The organism is Aeromonas popoffii, assembly GCF_037818705.1.
Taxonomy (GTDB): domain Bacteria; phylum Pseudomonadota; class Gammaproteobacteria; order Enterobacterales; family Aeromonadaceae; genus Aeromonas; species Aeromonas popoffii.
Map to the genome: position 1 here is coordinate 4,785,294 of NZ_CP149129.1, position 16,614 is coordinate 4,801,907.

The window sequence follows — 16,614 nt, forward strand, 5'->3', positions numbered from 1 at the left end:
GAGAAAGACTGATGAAAAGCCAATTCATTCACGCTTGCATCGCCAGCCTGGTATTGCTGGTACTCTCCTTCTGGTTGCTCGGCTTCAAGCTCGAGACCGACGGCACCCGTTTGCTGGTCATCAGCCGCCTCGACGTGTCACTGGCCTGGCTGGTGGGTGGTGCCGCCCTGGTATTCTGGTTCCAGATGTTGCGCGGCCAGATCAGCCGGCTGTTCAACGGCTCCATCAGCGGCTTCTCCATCGGCTTCAACAAGCTGGTGCTGCCAAGCCCGGAAGAGGCACCAAAGCTCTATAACCTGACCGCCGTGCTGGTGCTGCTGTTTGCGGTCAGCTGGCCCTTCATGGCCTCGCGAGGCGCCATCGATCTCGCCACCCTCACCCTGATCTACATCATGCTGGGACTGGGGCTGAACGTGGTGGTGGGCCTGGCCGGTCTGCTGGATCTGGGCTATGTCGGCTTCTACGCGGTCGGCGCCTACAGCTATGCCCTGCTCAACACCTATTTCGGGCTGAGCTTCTGGGAGTGTCTGCCCATCGCAGGCCTGATGGCGGCTACCTTCGGCTTCCTGCTCGGCTTTCCTGTGTTGCGGCTGCGGGGAGATTACCTGGCCATCGTCACCCTGGGCTTTGGCGAGATCATTCGCATTCTGCTCAACAACATGACCAGCCTCACCGGCGGTCCGAACGGCATCTCCGGCATTCCCAAACCGACGCTCGGTGGCCTGGAGTTCAACCGCACCGTCAAGGACGGTGGCTTTGGCACCTTCCACGACTTCTTCGGCATCGCCTACAACGCCAACCACAAGGTGATCTTCCTCTACCTGATGGCGCTGGTGCTGGTGGTGGCCACCCTGTTCGTCATCAACCGGTTGCTGCGCATGCCGCTGGGCCGCGCCTGGGAAGCACTGCGGGAAGACGAAATCGCCTGCAAGTCACTGGGGCTCAACCCCACCATCATCAAGCTGACCGCCTTCACCATTGGCGCCACCTTTGCCGGTTTCGCCGGTAGCGTCTTCGCCTCGCGCCAGGGCTTTATCAGCCCGGAATCCTTCGTCTTTATCGAGTCGGCCATCGTCCTTGCGATTGTAGTGCTGGGCGGCATGGGCTCCCAGATCGGGGTGGTGCTGGCCGCTATCGTGATGACGGTGCTGCCGGAGCTGGCCCGTGAATTCAACGAGTACCGCATGCTGATGTTCGGCCTGCTGATGGTGTTCATGATGATCTGGCGACCACAGGGACTGCTGCCGATGACCAGACCTCACCTGGAGCTACAGAAATGAGCACTCATCAGAAGTTGTTGGACGTCTCTGATCTGTCGATGCGCTTCGGTGGGCTGCTCGCAGTCAACGGCGTCAAGCTGGACATAGACAAAGGGGAGGTGATCTCCATCATTGGCCCCAATGGCGCGGGCAAGACGACCGTCTTCAACTGCCTGACCGGCTTCTATCGCCCGAGCGGCGGCGTTATTCGCTACAAGGGTGAGGAGATCCAGGGGCTACCCGGTCACCTCATAGCCCGCAAGGGGATAGTACGCACCTTCCAGCATGTGCGGCTGTTCAAGGAGATGACGGCGGTGGAGAACCTGCTGGTGGCCCAGCATCGCCACCTCAACACCAGTTTCATCGCCGGCCTGTTCAAGACCCCGGCCTTTCGCCGTGCCGAGCAGGAGGGGCTGGAACACGCCGCCTTCTGGCTGGAAAAGGTGGGCCTCAAGGATCTCTCCAATCGCACCGCCGGCAACCTGGCCTATGGGCAGCAACGCCGGCTCGAAATCGCCCGCTGCATGGCAACCCGGCCCGATCTGCTGATGCTGGACGAGCCAGCCGCCGGCCTCAACCCGCACGAGACCGATGAACTGAACGAGCTGATCATCAACCTGCGGGACGAATTTGGCGTCTCTGTGCTGCTTATCGAACACGACATGAAGCTGGTGATGGGCATCTCCAACCGCATTTTCGTGGTCAATCAGGGCACCCCGCTGGCCCACGGCAAGCCGGATGAGATCCGCAACAATCCAGCCGTGATAAAGGCCTATCTGGGCGAATCGTAGGACCCAAGGAGTCACGATGTTAGAACTTCGCAACGTATCGACCCACTACGGCAAGATCCAGGCACTACATGACGTCAGCGTCGAGGTGAAAGAGGGGGAAATCGTCACCCTGATCGGCGCCAACGGCGCCGGCAAGACCACCTTGCTGATGACCCTGTGCGGCGAGCCCAAGCCCAGCAGCGGCAGCATCTGGTTCGAGGGGGAGCAGATAAGCTCCCTCACCACGGCCCGCATCATGCGCAAGGACATCGCCGTGGTGCCGGAGGGGCGTCGCATCTTCGCCCGCCTGACGGTGGAGGAGAACCTGCTGATGGGCGCTTTCTTCGTCGACAAGGCCGAACAGCATGGGCTGCTGGATCAGGTGTTCACCCTGTTCCCGCGGCTGCACGAACGGCTGGAGCAGCGGGCAGGCACCATGTCAGGCGGCGAACAGCAGATGCTGGCCATCGGCCGCGCCCTGATGAGCAAGCCGCGCCTGCTGCTGCTGGATGAACCCTCACTGGGGCTGGCCCCCATCGTCATCCAGCAGATCTTCGACACCATAGAGCAGCTGCGCCAGAAGGGAATGACCATCTTCCTGGTGGAGCAGAACGCCAACCAAGCACTCAAGCTGGCCGATCGGGGCTATGTGCTGGAGAACGGCCATGTGGTACTGCATGACACAGGCGCAGCCCTGCTCGCCAACCCGGCCGTGCGGCAGGCTTATCTCGGCGGCTGACAGGCGTGTCGACGTTCACCATAATGACAAGGGAGCCGCTGGCTCCCTTATCTTTTGTGGGGTTAGTTTGCGCCCCGGCTTGCGGTACACTGACCGGTAATCAACCTATTCGCAGGACCTCTCAATGGACCAGTTTGCCCATATCAGTGCCCATGATGCCCACCAGAAGCTCAGCGCTGGTGAAGCCCGCCTCGTGGATATTCGCGATCCGCAATCCTTCGAGGCTGCCCACGCGGTCGGCGCCTTCCACCTCACCAATGGCACCCTGGTGCGCTTCATGGATGAGGTGGATTTCGATACCCCCGTGATAGTGATCTGCTATCACGGCAACAGCAGCCAGGGGGCAGCCCAGTATCTGCTGCAACAGGGCTATGACCAGGTCTACAGCCTGGATGGCGGCTTCGAGGCGTGGCGCAAAGCATTCCCCGTTCAGGCAGGCGACGCATGACAGGGGCGGGCAAGTCTTCCTCAACCGGCATGATCCAGCTGCTGGTGCTCGATAACGCCCGCATGGCCCAGGCGCTGGTGGACTACCTTGCGACGCTGGGCATCTCCTGCGAGCTGACCCAGTCCGAGCTCGGCGTCTCGGTCTGGCTGGCGGACGAGCAGCGCCTCGCCCAGGCCCAGCTGGAGGTGAAGCGCTTCCTGGCCGAGCCGACCCATCCGCGCTACATGGAGGCCTCCTGGCAATCAGGCAGCGCCGATGCCCGCATCGACTACAGCAAGGGAATGACGGATCCCATCACCGACTTCCTCCATCAGGCGGGGCCGCTGACCCTGGTGGTGATCATTGCCTGTCTGGCCATCTATGCGCTGAATGCCATCGGCCTGCCGATCTTTGACGAGCTGGCGTTCCACCTGACCATGGCCCAGTTTACCGACTGGCAGGCGTGGCGTTACTTCACCCCGGCTTTTATCCACTTCTCGGTGCTGCACCTGGTGTTCAACCTGCTGTGGTGGTGGTATCTGGGGGGCCAGATAGAGCAGCGCCTCGGCAGCGGCAAGCTGCTGATCCTGCTGCTGGTGGGGGCTGCCCTGCCCAACATCGCCGAGTTCTTCGTCAGTGGCCCGCGGTTTGGCGGCCTCTCCGGTGTTGTCTATGCCCTGCTCGGCTACTGCTGGCTGCGCGGCAAGATGCAACCGGCCTGCGGCCTCACTCTGCCACCGGCGCTGATGGGTTTCATGCTGTTCTGGCTGGTGCTCGGTTTCTTCGACTTGCTCGGCACCAGCACAGCCAACATGGCTCATCTGGTGGGTCTGCTGGTCGGTCTGCTGCAAGGCTGGCTGGACAGAAACCACCAGCCAGCCTGACGGTTTGCCCTGCCCCAGTCGCAGAAACGAAAACGCCGCCCCGAAGGGCGGCGTTTTTATTAGCCGACTGGCTTACTGCTTGAGCAGGCTGCCATTGGTCACCTGGACCAGGGTACCGCCACTCATGAAGAAGCTGCCAAATTGTGACTGCATCTCTGTGGTGACGTCACCGCTCGGGTCGAAGTTCTCGTCCGGTGCCAGCAGCGAGCTGTGACCACCGGCCACGAAGCGGGCCGCGTTGCGGCTGGCCGCGCCGGTGGCGGTCAGGGGCTGCAGTGCCAGCACCTTGAACAACGGCTCGGTACCACCCAGCGGCGCGGACGCAATGCTGTTCGGGATCACCTGATCCGACAGGCTCAGCGCACCGTCACCCACGATCTCGGTGGCAAACAGCGGGAAGTCCGCCTTGATGCCGCGACCGAGGTTGATCGGGTCAGCCGAATCCAGCAGCGATTGAGCCGCGAAGCTGTAGCTCTGCAGCGTGCTGGCTGCGGTCGTCTGAGTGGCCGCGTCCAGGCTCGGCAGGAACTCGTTGACGAAGCAGGTCGGCACCGCCGTTTGGCAGTTGGGAGCATAGGCGGCGAAACCGGCCTTCAGCTCGGCACTGCCGCCGGTCAGCACGCCCATCTTGATGGTCGGGCCGAAGGCCGGCGAGTTCAGCAACAGCGGCGCTATGCCGCCACCCGGCATGGCCAGGCCACCGGTGTCGAACTTGAACAGGGCATCCGCCTGCGCGTTGCCTATGGACTGGTTGGCTACTGCCAGCAGATTGGCTCCGGCAATGGCCCCCAGCGAGTGGCCGAGGAAATGCACCTTGAGGCTGCCGGCCGTCCCGATGGCCCCTTGGGCGTTGGCCAGGCCAACCGCCAGACGCAGGCCCAGCAGATCCGCCACGCTCTGTTTCAGGTTGTCCCGCGCCACAGTCAGGTAGCTCAGGTTCAGGTACGGCATCGGATTGTCGGAGGTGGTGACGGTATCCGTGCTGCCACTCAGGGCATAGCCACGCTCACCGTGCAGCGGATGATCGATCACCACTACGGCCACCTTTTTACTTGCCCCCATGCCCGCGCCGATCTGGCCCAGCGCCAGCGCATAGGAGTCCTCTTTGATGGAGGTGACCCCGTGCTGATAGATGATCACATCAGTAATGGTATTGAGCGGTGCGGCGGCAAAGATCCGCATCGGCACGGATTGCACCTCTTCCAGCATCGGCAGCGGGTTGAAGCGACCGATATTGCGCTCGGCATCCAGCGGCTTGCCGCCGGAAGTGAGCGTCACCCCGATCAGCTTGCTCGCCTCGGCCAGCAGCTCGCTCTGGCGGGTCGGATCGGCAATCAGCTCACCCAGCAGGGCCGGATCCACGCCCGCCCCCACCAGCCCGGCGATCACTTCGCTGTCAGACGCTTTCAGCGCATTGGCGATGGCATAGAGACTGGGGATGGCACCGTGCCAGGACTGGGTCTTGGCCTTGTCCCATGAACCGGCTATCGCTGGGGTAGAGAGGAAGTAAGGGAGCTTGACGCTACCGGTGTAAACCTTGGTCAGCTGGGCAACACCGTTGAGCGGAGTGCCAGGGCCAAAGGCGGCTGTCAGTGCATCTTTCTGATCCTGCGGCAGGAACAGCTCAGTATTCAGCTGGGTCAGGAAGGCATTGTTGCCGGTCACTGCCAGGGTATAAGTGCCGGGCAGGCTGGTGTTGCCTTTGGCATCCTGTTTCCACAGGGCGGCAGCATCCAGGGTCGGGCTCTTCAGCACGGAAGCGGCGGCACTCTTCACCGCCACCAGCACATCGGCGCCGGATTGGGTACCGAACCAGTCGGAGAAGATGACATGATCCGTGGCGATGCCGGTCGCGGCCTTGAACAGCCCTTCCTGCAGCGCGATCAGACCGTTGATGGTCTGCTCCTGGGCATTGCTGCCGGCGTTGTTCTTGTAGTTGCCGTAGTCACTGCCTGCCTTGAGGGCATCGCCGCGACTATCTTTCAGCGAATCAGTGGCCACTATCATGTAGTAGGAGGAGGGGTTCAACGGCTTGAGCGGAACCAGGTTCAGCTTGCCGGCCGAGGCGGCCACCACGAAGTCCACACCGTAGGTCAGCACCTTCTTCACGCCGCTCGGGCGCAGCGCTGTGCTGTCGAAGGTCAACTCCAGCAGGTAGAGCGGAGCCACTGAAGCGCCAAACTCTGCCGCCGTCGGTGCCTGAACCGTGATGCCAGACGAGGTGACCGGCACGATCTGGATAGCCTGGGTCGTAGACCAACCATCCAGCGTCGACATGGCGGAAACAGGGTTAGAGAGATCTGCGGTCTCGGTGGAGAATTTCAGGGTACCATCGCTGGCCCGGGCCGCCAGGGCACTGGGGCGCACTGCGTTGGAACCGGTCAACAGATAGTCGAGATAGCTTGAAGTGTCGCCTTTGTTATCATCACTGCCACCACAGCCAGCCAACAGGGCACTGACAACTGCGGCATAAATTAGCTTCTTTTTCATATCCTTATCTCTTTTTAGTTGTTATCCATGATGTGCTGACGGGGTAGGGTGAAAACCCGACCGAACCATATTAACAGCAACGCAACATTTTTTAAGCGTTCTGGTCGGTCATCTGATCTGCTTTTTTTGTGTACAACATCAAGGAATTGGAATAGAAACGGGACCCGATAGGTTAACAGCTTCACCCCGGATACCAGACCCGACCAGCAACGCCCCCAGCTCCTGATGGCAAAAAGCCACCCCGATCTCGGCAAAGCGGCTTAATTGTCGGTAGAATGTCGCCATTGCTTAAGGAGAACCACATGATCGACCCGAAGAAACTGGAAGAGATCGCCAAACAGGTGCACAACTCCCTGCCGCCCGGCATTCGCAGCATGGGTGAAGAGGTGGAAAAGAAGATCCGTCAGGTATTGCAGTCCCAGCTCAACAAGCTGGATCTGGTCAGTCGCGAGGAGTTTGACGTGCAGACCAAGGTGCTGCTGCGCACCCGCGAGAAGCTGACCGCCCTCGAGGCCAAGCTGACGCAGCTGGAACAGCAGCTCGCTGCCAAAGGCGAGTAACACGCTGACACCGCCGGCTCGCACGGCGCATAAAACAAACCCCAGCCAGGCTGGGGTTTGTTGTTTCTGAAGCTCAAGCGCCATCGCAATCGGCCGTCATATACGACTGACACCGCTTTGATGCCTACCGATTCGCACGCTCAACTCAGATGAACTCGTAGGCATCGCCGAAGATGCGCTCAGGCTCGGCACCGAGGATCTTGAACTCCTCTCGCGCCGCTCCAGCCATCTCGAAACGGCCAGCCACATAGATGTCGTAGTCATGCAGACTGACGAAGTCATCCATGATGGCCTTGTGCACCAGACCCGTCTTGCCGGTCCAGTCGCTTTCCGGCTCCTGCACCACAGGGATGAAGGTCAGCGGTGCATAGTCGCGCTCCCACTGCTGCATCTGCTCCTGTTCATAGAGCCAGTGCGCCTGGCGCACCCCCCAGTAGACGAAGACGGGGCGCTTGCTGCCGGTGTCTATCAGGAACTCCAGAATGGAGCGGGCATAGGAAAAACCGGTGCCCCCCGCCATCAGGATCAACGGACGGGGCGACTCTTCCCGCAGGAAGGCCTTGCCTGCCGCCAGTTCGATCTCTATCTCTCCCTGCTCGCGCATGCGGGCCAGCACCTGACCTGCATAAGCGTTCTCGGGGGTGGCGCCGATCTGCAGCTCCAGTACCCCAGGGCGGGTCGGTGAGTTGGCGATAGAGAAGGGGCGTTTGTCCGAATCGCTCATCACCACCAGCAGATACTGACCCGGCTTGAAGCTGACCGCTTGCTGCGGCGTCAGGGCCACGTGCCAGATGGTGTCGACATATTCGCGCAGTTCCTCTACGCGGCACTTGATACGTTGCATTCTTATCCTTGTGACGGGCTCGCTCGGCCCGCTTTCGCTCATTGATTCACTGTAGATTGACGACCAGTGCAGCTGGTCAGGTTTCCCGAGCATACCCAATTCCGCCCGGAGATCATCAACCTTTTATACCCGAACGGCGGTGGCAGCACGGATCCTCTGGCTGGCCGGGCTGGGTCGACCCGGCCCGCGTGATATAAATCCCAAGCAACCAGGCCTAGCCGAGAATAGCCAGCTCATCCCAGATGGCATCCACCTTCTGCTTCACCGCCTCGTCCTGGACTATGGGTTGCCCCCACTCGCGGTTGCTCTCCCCCGGCCACTTGTTGGTGGCATCCAGCCCCATCTTGGAGCCAAGGCCGGAGACAGGCGAGGCGAAGTCGAGGTAGTCGATCGGGGTGTGTTCGATCAGGGTGGTATCCCGGGCCGGGTCCATCCGGGTGGTGATGGCCCAGATCACATCCTTCCAGTCGCGGGCGTTGATGTCGTCATCGCAGACGATCACGAACTTGGTGTACATGAACTGGCGCAGGAAAGACCAGACCCCCAGCATCACCCGCTTGGCATGGCCCGGGTAACGCTTCTTGATGGTCACCACCGCCATCCGGTAAGAACAGCCTTCCGGCGGCAGGTAGAAATCCACTATTTCTGGGAACTGCTTCTGCAACAGCGGCACGAACACCTCGTTCAATGCCACGCCGAGTACCGCCGGCTCATCGGGCGGACGGCCTGTGTAGGTGCTGTGGTAGATGGCATCACGACGCATCGTCATGTGAGTGATGGTGAAGACCGGGAACTCGTCCACCTCGTTGTAGTAACCGGTGTGATCCCCGTAAGGCCCCTCGGGCGCCATCTCCCCCGGCTCCAGATACCCCTCCAGCACGATTTCGGCGCTGGCGGGCACCTCCAGCTCACAGCTCAGCGCCTTCACCACCTCGGTGCGGCTGCCCCGCAGCAAGCCCGCGAAGGCATATTCGGAGAGACTGTCCGGCACCGGCGTCACTGCGCCGAGTATGGTCGCAGGATCGGCGCCCAGCGCCACCACCACGGGGAAGCGCTCGCCCGGGTGGGCTTCCTGCCACTCGCGAAAATCGATGGCGCCACCGCGATGATCCAGCCAGCGCATGATCAGCTTGTTCTTGCCGATCTTCTGCTGGCGGTAGATGCCGAGGTTCTGCCGTTTCTTATAGGGACCGCGGGTAATGGTAAGGCCCCAGGTGACCAGGGGCGCCACATCACCGGGCCAGCAGTGCTGGATCGGGATCTGGTCCAGATCGACCGCCTCCCCTTCCAGCACCACCTGCTGGCAAGGGGCGGAGGAGAGCCGCTTGGTCGGCATATTGAGCACCTGCTTGAAGATGGGCAGCTTCTCCATCAGCTCCTTGAGACCGCGCGGCGGCTCGGGCTCCTTCAGGTAGGAGAGCCAGGTCCCCACCTGACGCAGGGCGCCGACGTTGGGCTGGCCCATGCCCATGGCGACCCGATCCGGGGTGCCGAACAGGTTGGTCAGCACCGGCATGCGGTAACCTTTGGGATTTTCGAACAGCAGGGCCGGGCCACCCGCACGCAGGGTGCGATCGCTGATCTCCGTCATCTCCAGATAGGGATCTATCTCGCGGGTGATGCGCTTGAGTTGTCCGTTTTGTTCCAGCTGCGCGATGAAATCACGCAAATCCTTGTATTTCATGCAGGTACCCTGTGTTCAGGCGATGCCGCATTATAACCCCGGCTGAGCGACGGGTGTACCCGTATCGGGCAGCATCACAGGACTGGCATGGCGCTTTTCCTGCTGGGTGAGCCGATCGGCGAGCTGGGCCAGCAGCCTGGGTTCATCCATCTGCAACAGCAGACTGGCCACCTGACCGCTGTACTGACGATTGCCAAGTTCGGCCAGCAGGAACTTCTGCGCCGAGTCGGGCAGGGGTGAGAGCTGGCTGAGTTGTTGCAGGGCGGGCAATGTCAAACGACTGTTGCGGCTGGCGGCGATTAGCAGGTCGCTCGCCGTCTGCCCCTGATGAAAACGGGCCACGCTCATGAGGGCAGCGATGCTGTCGTGATCCACCGGCTGGTGCCACAGCTTCTGATAGAGGGCGGTATCGCCAGTGCGCTCGACCAGCTGTCGCAGCAGCTGATTGTCGGGCAGGAAGATGCTCATGGCGGCCAGCTTGCGCGCCTCGCGCTGCAAGACAAAGCGCGGCTGCCGCTCGAGGACTGCCAGCAACGCCTGCTGCTGCAAGGCCAGGTCCCGGTTGCGGCTGTTGTAGATCTGTTTGAATTCGAAGCTGTTCTGCTCCAGCAGCTGGCGGTAGTTGTCCTGCCAGACCTGTTGCTGCCAGCGGCTCAGTACCAGCCGCGCCGCAGCGGCAAAATCATAGGCAGGCTGCTGGACCAGGAAACCGTCCACCTCCTTCTCCACCAGCCAACGGGGTGCCTTCACCGACTGGGCACGCACCCACAGCAGCAGTTCGGGGGAGCTTGCGCTGGGGCTGGCATCCAGGGTGGTAAGTAGCCGGCACAGCAGGTATTCCCGCTGGCCCACGGCCAGCGAGTCCAACAGCGAGTCCATGGCAGCAAACTGCCCCTGCTGCAGACGGCTGCCCAGATAATCGATATGGCCCTGCAGCCCTTCATCGGCGACCAGCTCGGATCTGGGCACCGAGGGGGGGGCAGCATGCACCGGCATGCCCATCAGCCAACCGAGTCCTATCAGAAGTACCAGCTTCATGACGTCCCTGTCCTTGTGACATCGAGGTTTCATACTACTCAAGCGACCGGAAAATAGATAAACAAAAACCGCGACCTAAGCCGCGGTTTCGTCATTGTCCGACCAGATTACTTCTGTTGACGCCGCATGGAGTCAAAGAATTCGTCGTTGGTCTTGGTGGCAGCCAACTTGTCGATCAGGAACTCGATGCTGTCGATCTCACCCATGGGGTGAATGATCTTGCGCAGGATCCACATCTTCTGCAGCTCGTCACCGGTCGTCAGCAACTCTTCCTTCCGGGTACCGGAGCGGGTGATGTCGATGGCCGGGTAAACGCGCTTCTCGGCAATTTTGCGCGAGAGGTGCAGTTCCATGTTGCCGGTCCCCTTGAACTCTTCGTAGATAACCTCGTCCATCTTGGAACCGGTATCAACCAGCGCGGTCGCTATGATGGTCAGGCTGCCGCCTTCCTCAACATTACGCGCGGCGCCGAAGAAGCGCTTGGGTCTGTGCAGGGCATTGGCGTCCACACCACCGGTCAGTACCTTGCCGGATGAGGGTATGACGGTGTTGTAAGCACGGGCCAGACGGGTGATGGAGTCCAGCAGTATGACCACATCCTTCTTGTGCTCGACCAGGCGCTTGGCCTTCTCGATCACCATCTCTGCGACCTGGACGTGACGGGATGCCGGCTCGTCGAAGGTGGAAGCGATCACTTCACCCTTCACCATGCGCTGCATCTCGGTCACTTCTTCCGGGCGTTCGTCGATCAGCAGGACGATCAGTTCACAGTCCGGGTGGTTGTAGGCGATGCTCTGGGCGATGTTCTGCAGCAGCATGGTCTTACCGGCCTTGGGCGGCGCCACGATCAGGCCGCGCTGGCCTTTACCGATGGGGGAAGCCAGGTCCAGCACGCGGGCAGTGATATCTTCTGTCGAACCATTGCCCCGTTCCATGCGCAGACGCTCGTTGGCATGCAGGGGAGTCAGGTTTTCGAACAGGATCTTGTTGCGGGCGTTTTCCGGACGGTCGTAGTTGACCTCGTTGACCTTGAGCAGCGCGAAATAACGTTCGCCCTCTTTCGGTGGCCGGATCTTGCCGGAGATGGTATCGCCGGTACGCAAGTTGAAGCGGCGGATCTGGCTCGGGGAGACATAGATATCGTCCGGGCCTGCCAGATAGGAGCCGTCTGCACTGCGCAGGAAGCCAAAACCATCGGTCAGGATTTCCAGCACACCGTCGCCAAAGATATCCTCACCACCCTTGGCATGTGCCTTGAGGATCGCGAAAATAATATCTTTCTTGTGCGCCCGAGCCAGATTTTCTAACCCCATGGATTCGCCAAGCTTGACCAGCTCGGACACAGGAGTGTTCTTTAATTCAGTCAGATTCATAGTGGTGAAAGTCTGTAAGCAAGGATTGAAATGAGGAGACAGTCTGCTGGATTGATGCTGATCGGATTTGATTTGCCGGGCTGTTGTTAAGCAAAGAGTCAGGCAAAAAGGTTAGCAAACGAACGATAAACTAGCACCAATCGGGACGAGCGTCTAGGTGATAAAATACAAGGAGCGCATTATTGCAATGCGCTCCTTTTTGATTATTACAGGTTACCGTCCAGAAACTCTTTCAGCTGAGTCTTGGACAGGGCACCGACCTTGGTCGCAGCCACTTCGCCATTCTTGAACAGCAAGAGGGTCGGAATACCGCGAATCCCATACTTGGGCGGAGTGTCGGCGTTATGGTCGATGTTCAATTTCGCCACTGTCACACGACCGGCATACTCTTGGGCGACTTCGTTCAGGATCGGGGCAATCATCTTGCACGGACCGCACCATTCGGCCCAGAAGTCGACCAGAACGGCGCCATCGGCTTTGATTACATCTGCCTCGAAGCTGGCATCGCTCAGCTGAACAATCTTGTCACTCATCTCCAACTCCAGTCAGTAATTAAGGCTTTATTGACGTATCAACAAAGGCAATAGTTGCCCTATTTGAAATGATCCTGTTTATTATTGCAAGCCTAACCTGATAACCTACCGCCATGAGCAAAACACACTTAACGACCGAAAAATTCGCCCAAATGGGCCTCGAACCCGAAGTTCTGGCTGGTCTGGAATCAAAGGGATTTCACTATTGCACGCCCATCCAGGCTCTGTCTCTGCCGTTGCTGGTAGAAGGCCATGACCTCGCCGGTCAGGCCCAGACAGGAACCGGCAAGACCATTGCCTTCCTGGCCGCGACATTCAACTATTTGCTGACCCACCCGCTGACCAATCCCCGTCTGGTTAACCAACCCAGAGCCATCATCATGGCGCCCACCCGGGAACTGGCAGTACAGATCTACAACGATGCCGACAGCATAGCCGCCTCTACCGGCCTGAAACTCGGCCTCGCCTACGGCGGCGAAGGTTACGACAAGCAGCTGGCCGTGCTGGAGCAGGGCGTCGACATCCTGATCGGCACCACCGGCCGCATCATCGACTACTTCAAGTCCAAGGTCATCGATCTGAGCAATATTCAGGTCGTGGTACTGGATGAAGCCGATCGCATGTTCGATCTGGGCTTCATCAAGGATATCCGCTTCCTGTTCCGCCGCATGCCTGCCCCGACCGAGCGGTTGAGCATGCTGTTCTCCGCCACCCTCTCCCTGCGGGTGCAGGAGCTGGCCTACGAGCACATGAACCACCCGGAACACGTGCAGGTGGAGCCTGAACAGATGACGGGCGTGCGCATCAAGGAGGAGCTGTTCTACCCCTCCAACGAAGACAAGATGCTGCTGTTGCTCTCTCTGATGGAAGAGGAGTGGCCAGAAAAAGCCATCGTGTTCGCCAACACCAAACATATCTGTGAAGACGTGCAGGCGTGGCTGGAGAATGACGGCCACCGCGCAGGTCTGCTGACCGGTGACGTGCCGCAGAAGAAGCGGATGAAGATCCTGGAAGAGTTCACCAAGGGGTCGCTGGACATCCTGGTCGCCACCGACGTGGCTGCCCGTGGTCTGCACATCCCGGACGTGACCCACGTCTTCAACTACGACCTGCCCGACGACGCCGAGGACTATGTGCACCGTATCGGGCGTACCGGTCGTGCCGGCAAGAGCGGTCACTCCATCAGCCTGGCCTGTGAAGACTATGCCTTCAACCTGCCTGCCATCGAGGAGTACATCCACCACCCGATCCCGGTCAGCAAGTATGACCGCGAGGCGCTGCTGGATGACGTGACCGCACCGAAACGGGTCGTTCGTAACCGCCAGCCGGTGAACCGCAACATGCGGGATCGCCAGGGTGGTGCCAACAGCAACAACCGTCGTCGTCCGCCGCGCAAGAGCTGAAGGACAGGCCCAGTTGTACAACTCGCCGCTCTATGCCGCCATCGACCTTGGCTCCAACAGCTTTCATATGCTGGTGGTGCGCGAGGTCGCCGGTGCGCTGCGCACCGTCACCAAGGTCAAGCGCAAGGTTCGCCTCGCCGCCGGGCTCGACCCGGAATTTCGTCTCAGCCGTGCCGCCATGGAGCGGGGCTGGGACTGCCTGCGCCTGTTCTCCGAGCAGTTGCAGGACATTCCGGCCGACAACATCCGGGTGGTGGGCACAGCTACCTTGCGCCTTGCCACCAACGTCGATGAGTTCCTCAGCGAAGCGGAACGGGTGCTCAACCACAGCATAGAGATCATCTCTGGCGAGGAAGAGGCCAAGACCATTTACGAGGGGGTCTCCTGGACCTCTGCCGGGGAAGGCAACCGGCTGGTGATCGACATCGGCGGCGCCAGCACAGAGCTGGTGATCGGCGAACATAGCGAAGCGAAACTGCTCAACAGCCTGCACATGGGCTGCGTCACCTGGCTCAACAACCACTTCGGTGATGGCGAGCTGAGTGAAGCCCGCTTCGGACAGGCCATCGCGGCCGCCAAGGCGGTGTTGGAGAAGGTGGCGGAAGACTACCGTACGCTGGGCTGGCGCACCTGCGTCGGCGCCTCCGGCACGGTACAGGCGCTGCAAGAGATCATGCTGGCGCAAGGGAAGAGCGAGCGGGTCACCCTGCCGAAACTGCAGGAGCTGATGGGTCAGGCCATCGCCTGTGGCAGGCTGGATCAGCTGCAACTGGAAGGGCTGGCGGCCGAGCGGCTGACCGTGTTCCCCTCCGGTCTCGCCATCCTTATCGCCATCTTCGAAACCCTGAACATCGAGAGCATGACCCTCGCGGGTGGCGCGTTGCGAGAAGGCTTGATCTACGGTCTGCTTGGCAACAATCACGACTGTGATGCCCGGGATCGCACCGCAGACAGCCTGATCAGCCGCTATCAGCTGGATACAGAGCACGCCGAGCGGGTGCGCGATACCGCCGTCGACGCATTCAACCAGCTGCAACCGGCCTGGCGACTCTCCAAACGCTACGGGCGCCCGATCTTGCGCTATGCAGCCCTGCTGCACGAGATCGGCCTCTGTATCGAGTACAAGAAGGCGCCGCAGCACGCCGCCTACATCATCGACAACATCGACATGCCGGGCTTTACCCCTGCGCAAAAAAAGCTGTTGTCGGCCCTGCTGTTCAACCAGCGGGACGAATTCAAGCTGGAAACCCTGGAGAAACAGGGTGCCGTCACCGGTCGTCAGGCGATCCGCCTGGCCCGTATCCTGCGCATCGCGCTGATCCTCTGCATGCGTCGCACTCAGGGCACAGTACCCAGCTTCACCCTGCAGGCCGATGAAGAGGCACTGATTCTGACCCTGCCCAAGGGATGGATGGATGAACACTACCTGCGCGCCAGCGAATTGCGACTCGAAGTGGAACGCCAGCAAAAGATGGGCTGGCCCACTCGCTTGCTGGAAGCCTGATCCAGAAACTTGCTTGTTTGGGAGCCGATCATGCCGGATTACCAACCTATCAGCTGCGATCTCTACGACTGGCTTGAAATTGCCGCCAGCTGGCAATTGCCGGTGAGCCTCACCAGCCGTGATGGTTACCAGTGGCATGACAAGATCCGCACCATAGAAGCCAGCGAAGGGGTTGAGTATCTGCTGTTGCACAGTGGCGAGCGGCTCAGCCTGGCAGAGTTGGCGACCTTGCGCCTGAACTGGCAAGGGGAAGAGAAGCTGATCCGCTTCGCTCCAACTCACTGAATACAGTACAAAAAAGGAAGGCCAACATGGTGTTGGCCCTCCTTTTTTACATCCGCGGCTCACACAGACCGTTAACCCGCCGCCAGCGCCGCCATGACATAGACATCGAAGCGGTTGCTCTTGGTCTCGATGGCCATGCTGGGTTTGTGCTCATTGAGCCAACCCGCGTAGTCGGGGCGCTTTACCACCACCCGCTTCTCCGCCATCTTGAGGGCCGCCGGCAACAGGGCATCCGCATCGAGATCCGGCCCCACCAGCGACTGGAACACCCGCATCTCTTTTTTCACCAACGCCGACTTCTGCTTGTGGGGGAACATGGGATCGAGGTAGATGACATCAGGCCGCTCGGTCAACGCCAGCAGGTTGTCAACCGCCGGTCCTTGCAGCAGGCACATCCGCTCGCTGACCCAGGAGCCTATCTCGGGATCCTGCGCCGCCCGTCTCAATCCATCCTGCAACAGGGCCGCCACCACAGGGCTGCGCTCAATCAAGGTCACCTTGCAGCCGAGGGAAGCCAGCACGAAGGCATCGCGGCCGAGCCCGGCAGTGGCATCCACCACGGTAGGCATTGCACCGGCCTTGAGCCCGACCGCCTTGGCAATGGATTGACCGCGCCCGCCGCCGAACTTGCGTCTGTGGGCTACGGCTCCTTCCACAAAGTCCACATAGACGGCACCCAGCTTGGGTTCGTCCAGCTTGCGCAGCTCCAGCCGCTCGGGCGTAAACACCAGCGCGAACTGGGGGTAGTCGGTCTGGTCAAGCTGGCTGGCCAACACGTGTGCCTGCGCGGCCTTGGTGGGGTCTTCGAGGAGGATTTGCAT

At 60.6% G+C, this 16,614-nt stretch carries 16 protein-coding genes; 9 read left to right on the top strand and 7 right to left on the bottom strand.

All coding sequences use genetic code 11. From position 1 onward, the window contains the following. Positions 1–11 precede the first annotated feature (11 nt). The 5 genes from WJM78_RS22275 to glpG all read left to right on the top strand — a co-directional run bounded on the left by WJM78_RS22275 (position 12) and on the right by glpG (position 4,079). Positions 12–1,280, top strand: a complete 1,269-nt coding sequence (locus WJM78_RS22275) for a high-affinity branched-chain amino acid ABC transporter permease LivM (RefSeq protein WP_339012223.1) — start codon at positions 12–14, stop codon at positions 1,278–1,280. Continuing rightward, entirely contained in the window at positions 1,277–2,050 is a 774-nt protein-coding gene (livG, locus tag WJM78_RS22280) for a high-affinity branched-chain amino acid ABC transporter ATP-binding protein LivG (RefSeq protein ID WP_042036082.1), read from the top strand. The genes WJM78_RS22275 and livG overlap by 4 nt, the downstream gene beginning before the upstream one ends. Before the next feature lie 16 nt (positions 2,051–2,066). After that, positions 2,067–2,768 carry an ABC transporter ATP-binding protein gene (locus WJM78_RS22285; RefSeq protein ID WP_339012227.1) on the top strand — a complete coding sequence of 234 codons (702 nt, stop codon included), beginning with the start codon at positions 2,067–2,069 and terminating at the stop codon, positions 2,766–2,768. A gap of 124 nt (positions 2,769–2,892) precedes the next feature. After that, positions 2,893–3,216 (top strand): thiosulfate sulfurtransferase GlpE, encoded by a 324-nt coding sequence (gene glpE, locus WJM78_RS22290; RefSeq protein WP_042036079.1) that lies wholly within the window; start codon positions 2,893–2,895, stop codon positions 3,214–3,216. Positions 3,217–3,245: 29 nt separating this feature from the next. Then, complete coding sequence (glpG, locus tag WJM78_RS22295) at positions 3,246–4,079, top strand: rhomboid family intramembrane serine protease GlpG (RefSeq protein WP_339015975.1); 834 nt, start codon at positions 3,246–3,248, stop codon at positions 4,077–4,079. A gap of 72 nt (positions 4,080–4,151) precedes the next feature. On the opposite strand, the gene WJM78_RS22300 is transcribed toward glpG, so the two are convergent. Continuing rightward, entirely contained in the window at positions 4,152–6,569 is a 2,418-nt protein-coding gene (locus WJM78_RS22300) for a VolA/Pla-1 family phospholipase (RefSeq protein WP_339012232.1), read from the bottom strand. Positions 6,570–6,871: 302 nt separating this feature from the next. Here WJM78_RS22300 and ubiK point away from each other — a divergent pair, with 302 nt between their 5' ends. Then, positions 6,872–7,129: a ubiquinone biosynthesis accessory factor UbiK gene (gene ubiK / locus WJM78_RS22305; protein ID WP_042036077.1), complete on the top strand. Its 258-nt coding sequence runs from the start codon at positions 6,872–6,874 to the stop codon at positions 7,127–7,129. A 145-nt stretch (positions 7,130–7,274) separates the two neighbouring features. Here ubiK and fre read toward each other — a convergent pair whose 3' ends face one another. From fre to trxA, 5 genes are all read right to left on the bottom strand, one after another. Next, a complete protein-coding gene (fre, locus tag WJM78_RS22310; RefSeq protein ID WP_042036076.1) occupies positions 7,275–7,973 on the bottom strand; it encodes an NAD(P)H-flavin reductase in 699 nt (232 codons plus the stop codon). A 214-nt stretch (positions 7,974–8,187) separates the two neighbouring features. Next, a complete protein-coding gene (ubiD, locus tag WJM78_RS22315; protein ID WP_042036075.1) occupies positions 8,188–9,657 on the bottom strand; it encodes a 4-hydroxy-3-polyprenylbenzoate decarboxylase in 1,470 nt (489 codons plus the stop codon). Between the two features lie 30 nt (positions 9,658–9,687). Further along, positions 9,688–10,695 carry a hypothetical protein gene (locus WJM78_RS22320; protein WP_339012239.1) on the bottom strand — a complete coding sequence of 336 codons (1,008 nt, stop codon included), beginning with the start codon at positions 10,693–10,695 and terminating at the stop codon, positions 9,688–9,690. Between the two features lie 107 nt (positions 10,696–10,802). Beyond that, positions 10,803–12,068 (bottom strand): transcription termination factor Rho, encoded by a 1,266-nt coding sequence (gene rho, locus WJM78_RS22325; RefSeq protein ID WP_042036072.1) that lies wholly within the window; start codon positions 12,066–12,068, stop codon positions 10,803–10,805. 206 nt (positions 12,069–12,274) lie between these two features. Next, positions 12,275–12,601 (bottom strand): thioredoxin TrxA, encoded by a 327-nt coding sequence (gene trxA / locus WJM78_RS22330; RefSeq protein ID WP_005307306.1) that lies wholly within the window; start codon positions 12,599–12,601, stop codon positions 12,275–12,277. Between the two features lie 113 nt (positions 12,602–12,714). Between trxA and rhlB the strand changes: the two genes are divergently transcribed. The 3 genes from rhlB to WJM78_RS22345 are packed head-to-tail and all read left to right on the top strand — an operon-like array spanning position 12,715 to position 15,793. Next, entirely contained in the window at positions 12,715–14,004 is a 1,290-nt protein-coding gene (gene rhlB, locus WJM78_RS22335) for an ATP-dependent RNA helicase RhlB (protein ID WP_275930690.1), read from the top strand. A gap of 13 nt (positions 14,005–14,017) precedes the next feature. Beyond that, positions 14,018–15,508, top strand: a complete 1,491-nt coding sequence (gene gppA / locus WJM78_RS22340; protein ID WP_042036069.1) for a guanosine-5'-triphosphate,3'-diphosphate diphosphatase — start codon at positions 14,018–14,020, stop codon at positions 15,506–15,508. Between the two features lie 30 nt (positions 15,509–15,538). After that, positions 15,539–15,793, top strand: coding sequence for a Rho-binding antiterminator (locus tag WJM78_RS22345; protein ID WP_287146951.1), 255 nt, complete (start codon positions 15,539–15,541; stop codon positions 15,791–15,793). Positions 15,794–15,864: 71 nt separating this feature from the next. On the opposite strand, the gene WJM78_RS22350 is transcribed toward WJM78_RS22345, so the two are convergent. Continuing rightward, on the bottom strand, positions 15,865–16,614 hold the full coding sequence (locus WJM78_RS22350) for a class I SAM-dependent methyltransferase (protein ID WP_339012248.1): 750 nt from the start codon (positions 16,612–16,614) through the stop codon (positions 15,865–15,867).

What these genes read in the sequence shown, in the direction of transcription:
- rho (WP_042036072.1), bottom strand. Translation starts at nt 12,068, where the DNA reads ATGAATCTGACTGAATTAAAGAACACTCCTGTGTCCGAGCTGGTCAAG.
- fre (WP_042036076.1), bottom strand. Translation starts at nt 7,973, where the DNA reads ATGCAACGTATCAAGTGCCGCGTAGAGGAACTGCGCGAATATGTCGAC.
- ubiD (WP_042036075.1), bottom strand. Translation starts at nt 9,657, where the DNA reads ATGAAATACAAGGATTTGCGTGATTTCATCGCGCAGCTGGAACAAAAC.
- WJM78_RS22350 (WP_339012248.1), bottom strand. Translation starts at nt 16,614, where the DNA reads ATGCAAATCCTCCTCGAAGACCCCACCAAGGCCGCGCAGGCACACGTG.
- rhlB (WP_275930690.1), top strand. Translation starts at nt 12,715, where the DNA reads ATGAGCAAAACACACTTAACGACCGAAAAATTCGCCCAAATGGGCCTC.
- glpE (WP_042036079.1), top strand. Translation starts at nt 2,893, where the DNA reads ATGGACCAGTTTGCCCATATCAGTGCCCATGATGCCCACCAGAAGCTC.
- WJM78_RS22345 (WP_287146951.1), top strand. Translation starts at nt 15,539, where the DNA reads ATGCCGGATTACCAACCTATCAGCTGCGATCTCTACGACTGGCTTGAA.
- ubiK (WP_042036077.1), top strand. Translation starts at nt 6,872, where the DNA reads ATGATCGACCCGAAGAAACTGGAAGAGATCGCCAAACAGGTGCACAAC.
- WJM78_RS22275 (WP_339012223.1), top strand. Translation starts at nt 12, where the DNA reads ATGAAAAGCCAATTCATTCACGCTTGCATCGCCAGCCTGGTATTGCTG.
- glpG (WP_339015975.1), top strand. Translation starts at nt 3,246, where the DNA reads ATGATCCAGCTGCTGGTGCTCGATAACGCCCGCATGGCCCAGGCGCTG.
- WJM78_RS22320 (WP_339012239.1), bottom strand. Translation starts at nt 10,695, where the DNA reads ATGAAGCTGGTACTTCTGATAGGACTCGGTTGGCTGATGGGCATGCCG.
- WJM78_RS22285 (WP_339012227.1), top strand. Translation starts at nt 2,067, where the DNA reads ATGTTAGAACTTCGCAACGTATCGACCCACTACGGCAAGATCCAGGCA.
- WJM78_RS22300 (WP_339012232.1), bottom strand. Translation starts at nt 6,569, where the DNA reads ATGAAAAAGAAGCTAATTTATGCCGCAGTTGTCAGTGCCCTGTTGGCT.
- trxA (WP_005307306.1), bottom strand. Translation starts at nt 12,601, where the DNA reads ATGAGTGACAAGATTGTTCAGCTGAGCGATGCCAGCTTCGAGGCAGAT.
- livG (WP_042036082.1), top strand. Translation starts at nt 1,277, where the DNA reads ATGAGCACTCATCAGAAGTTGTTGGACGTCTCTGATCTGTCGATGCGC.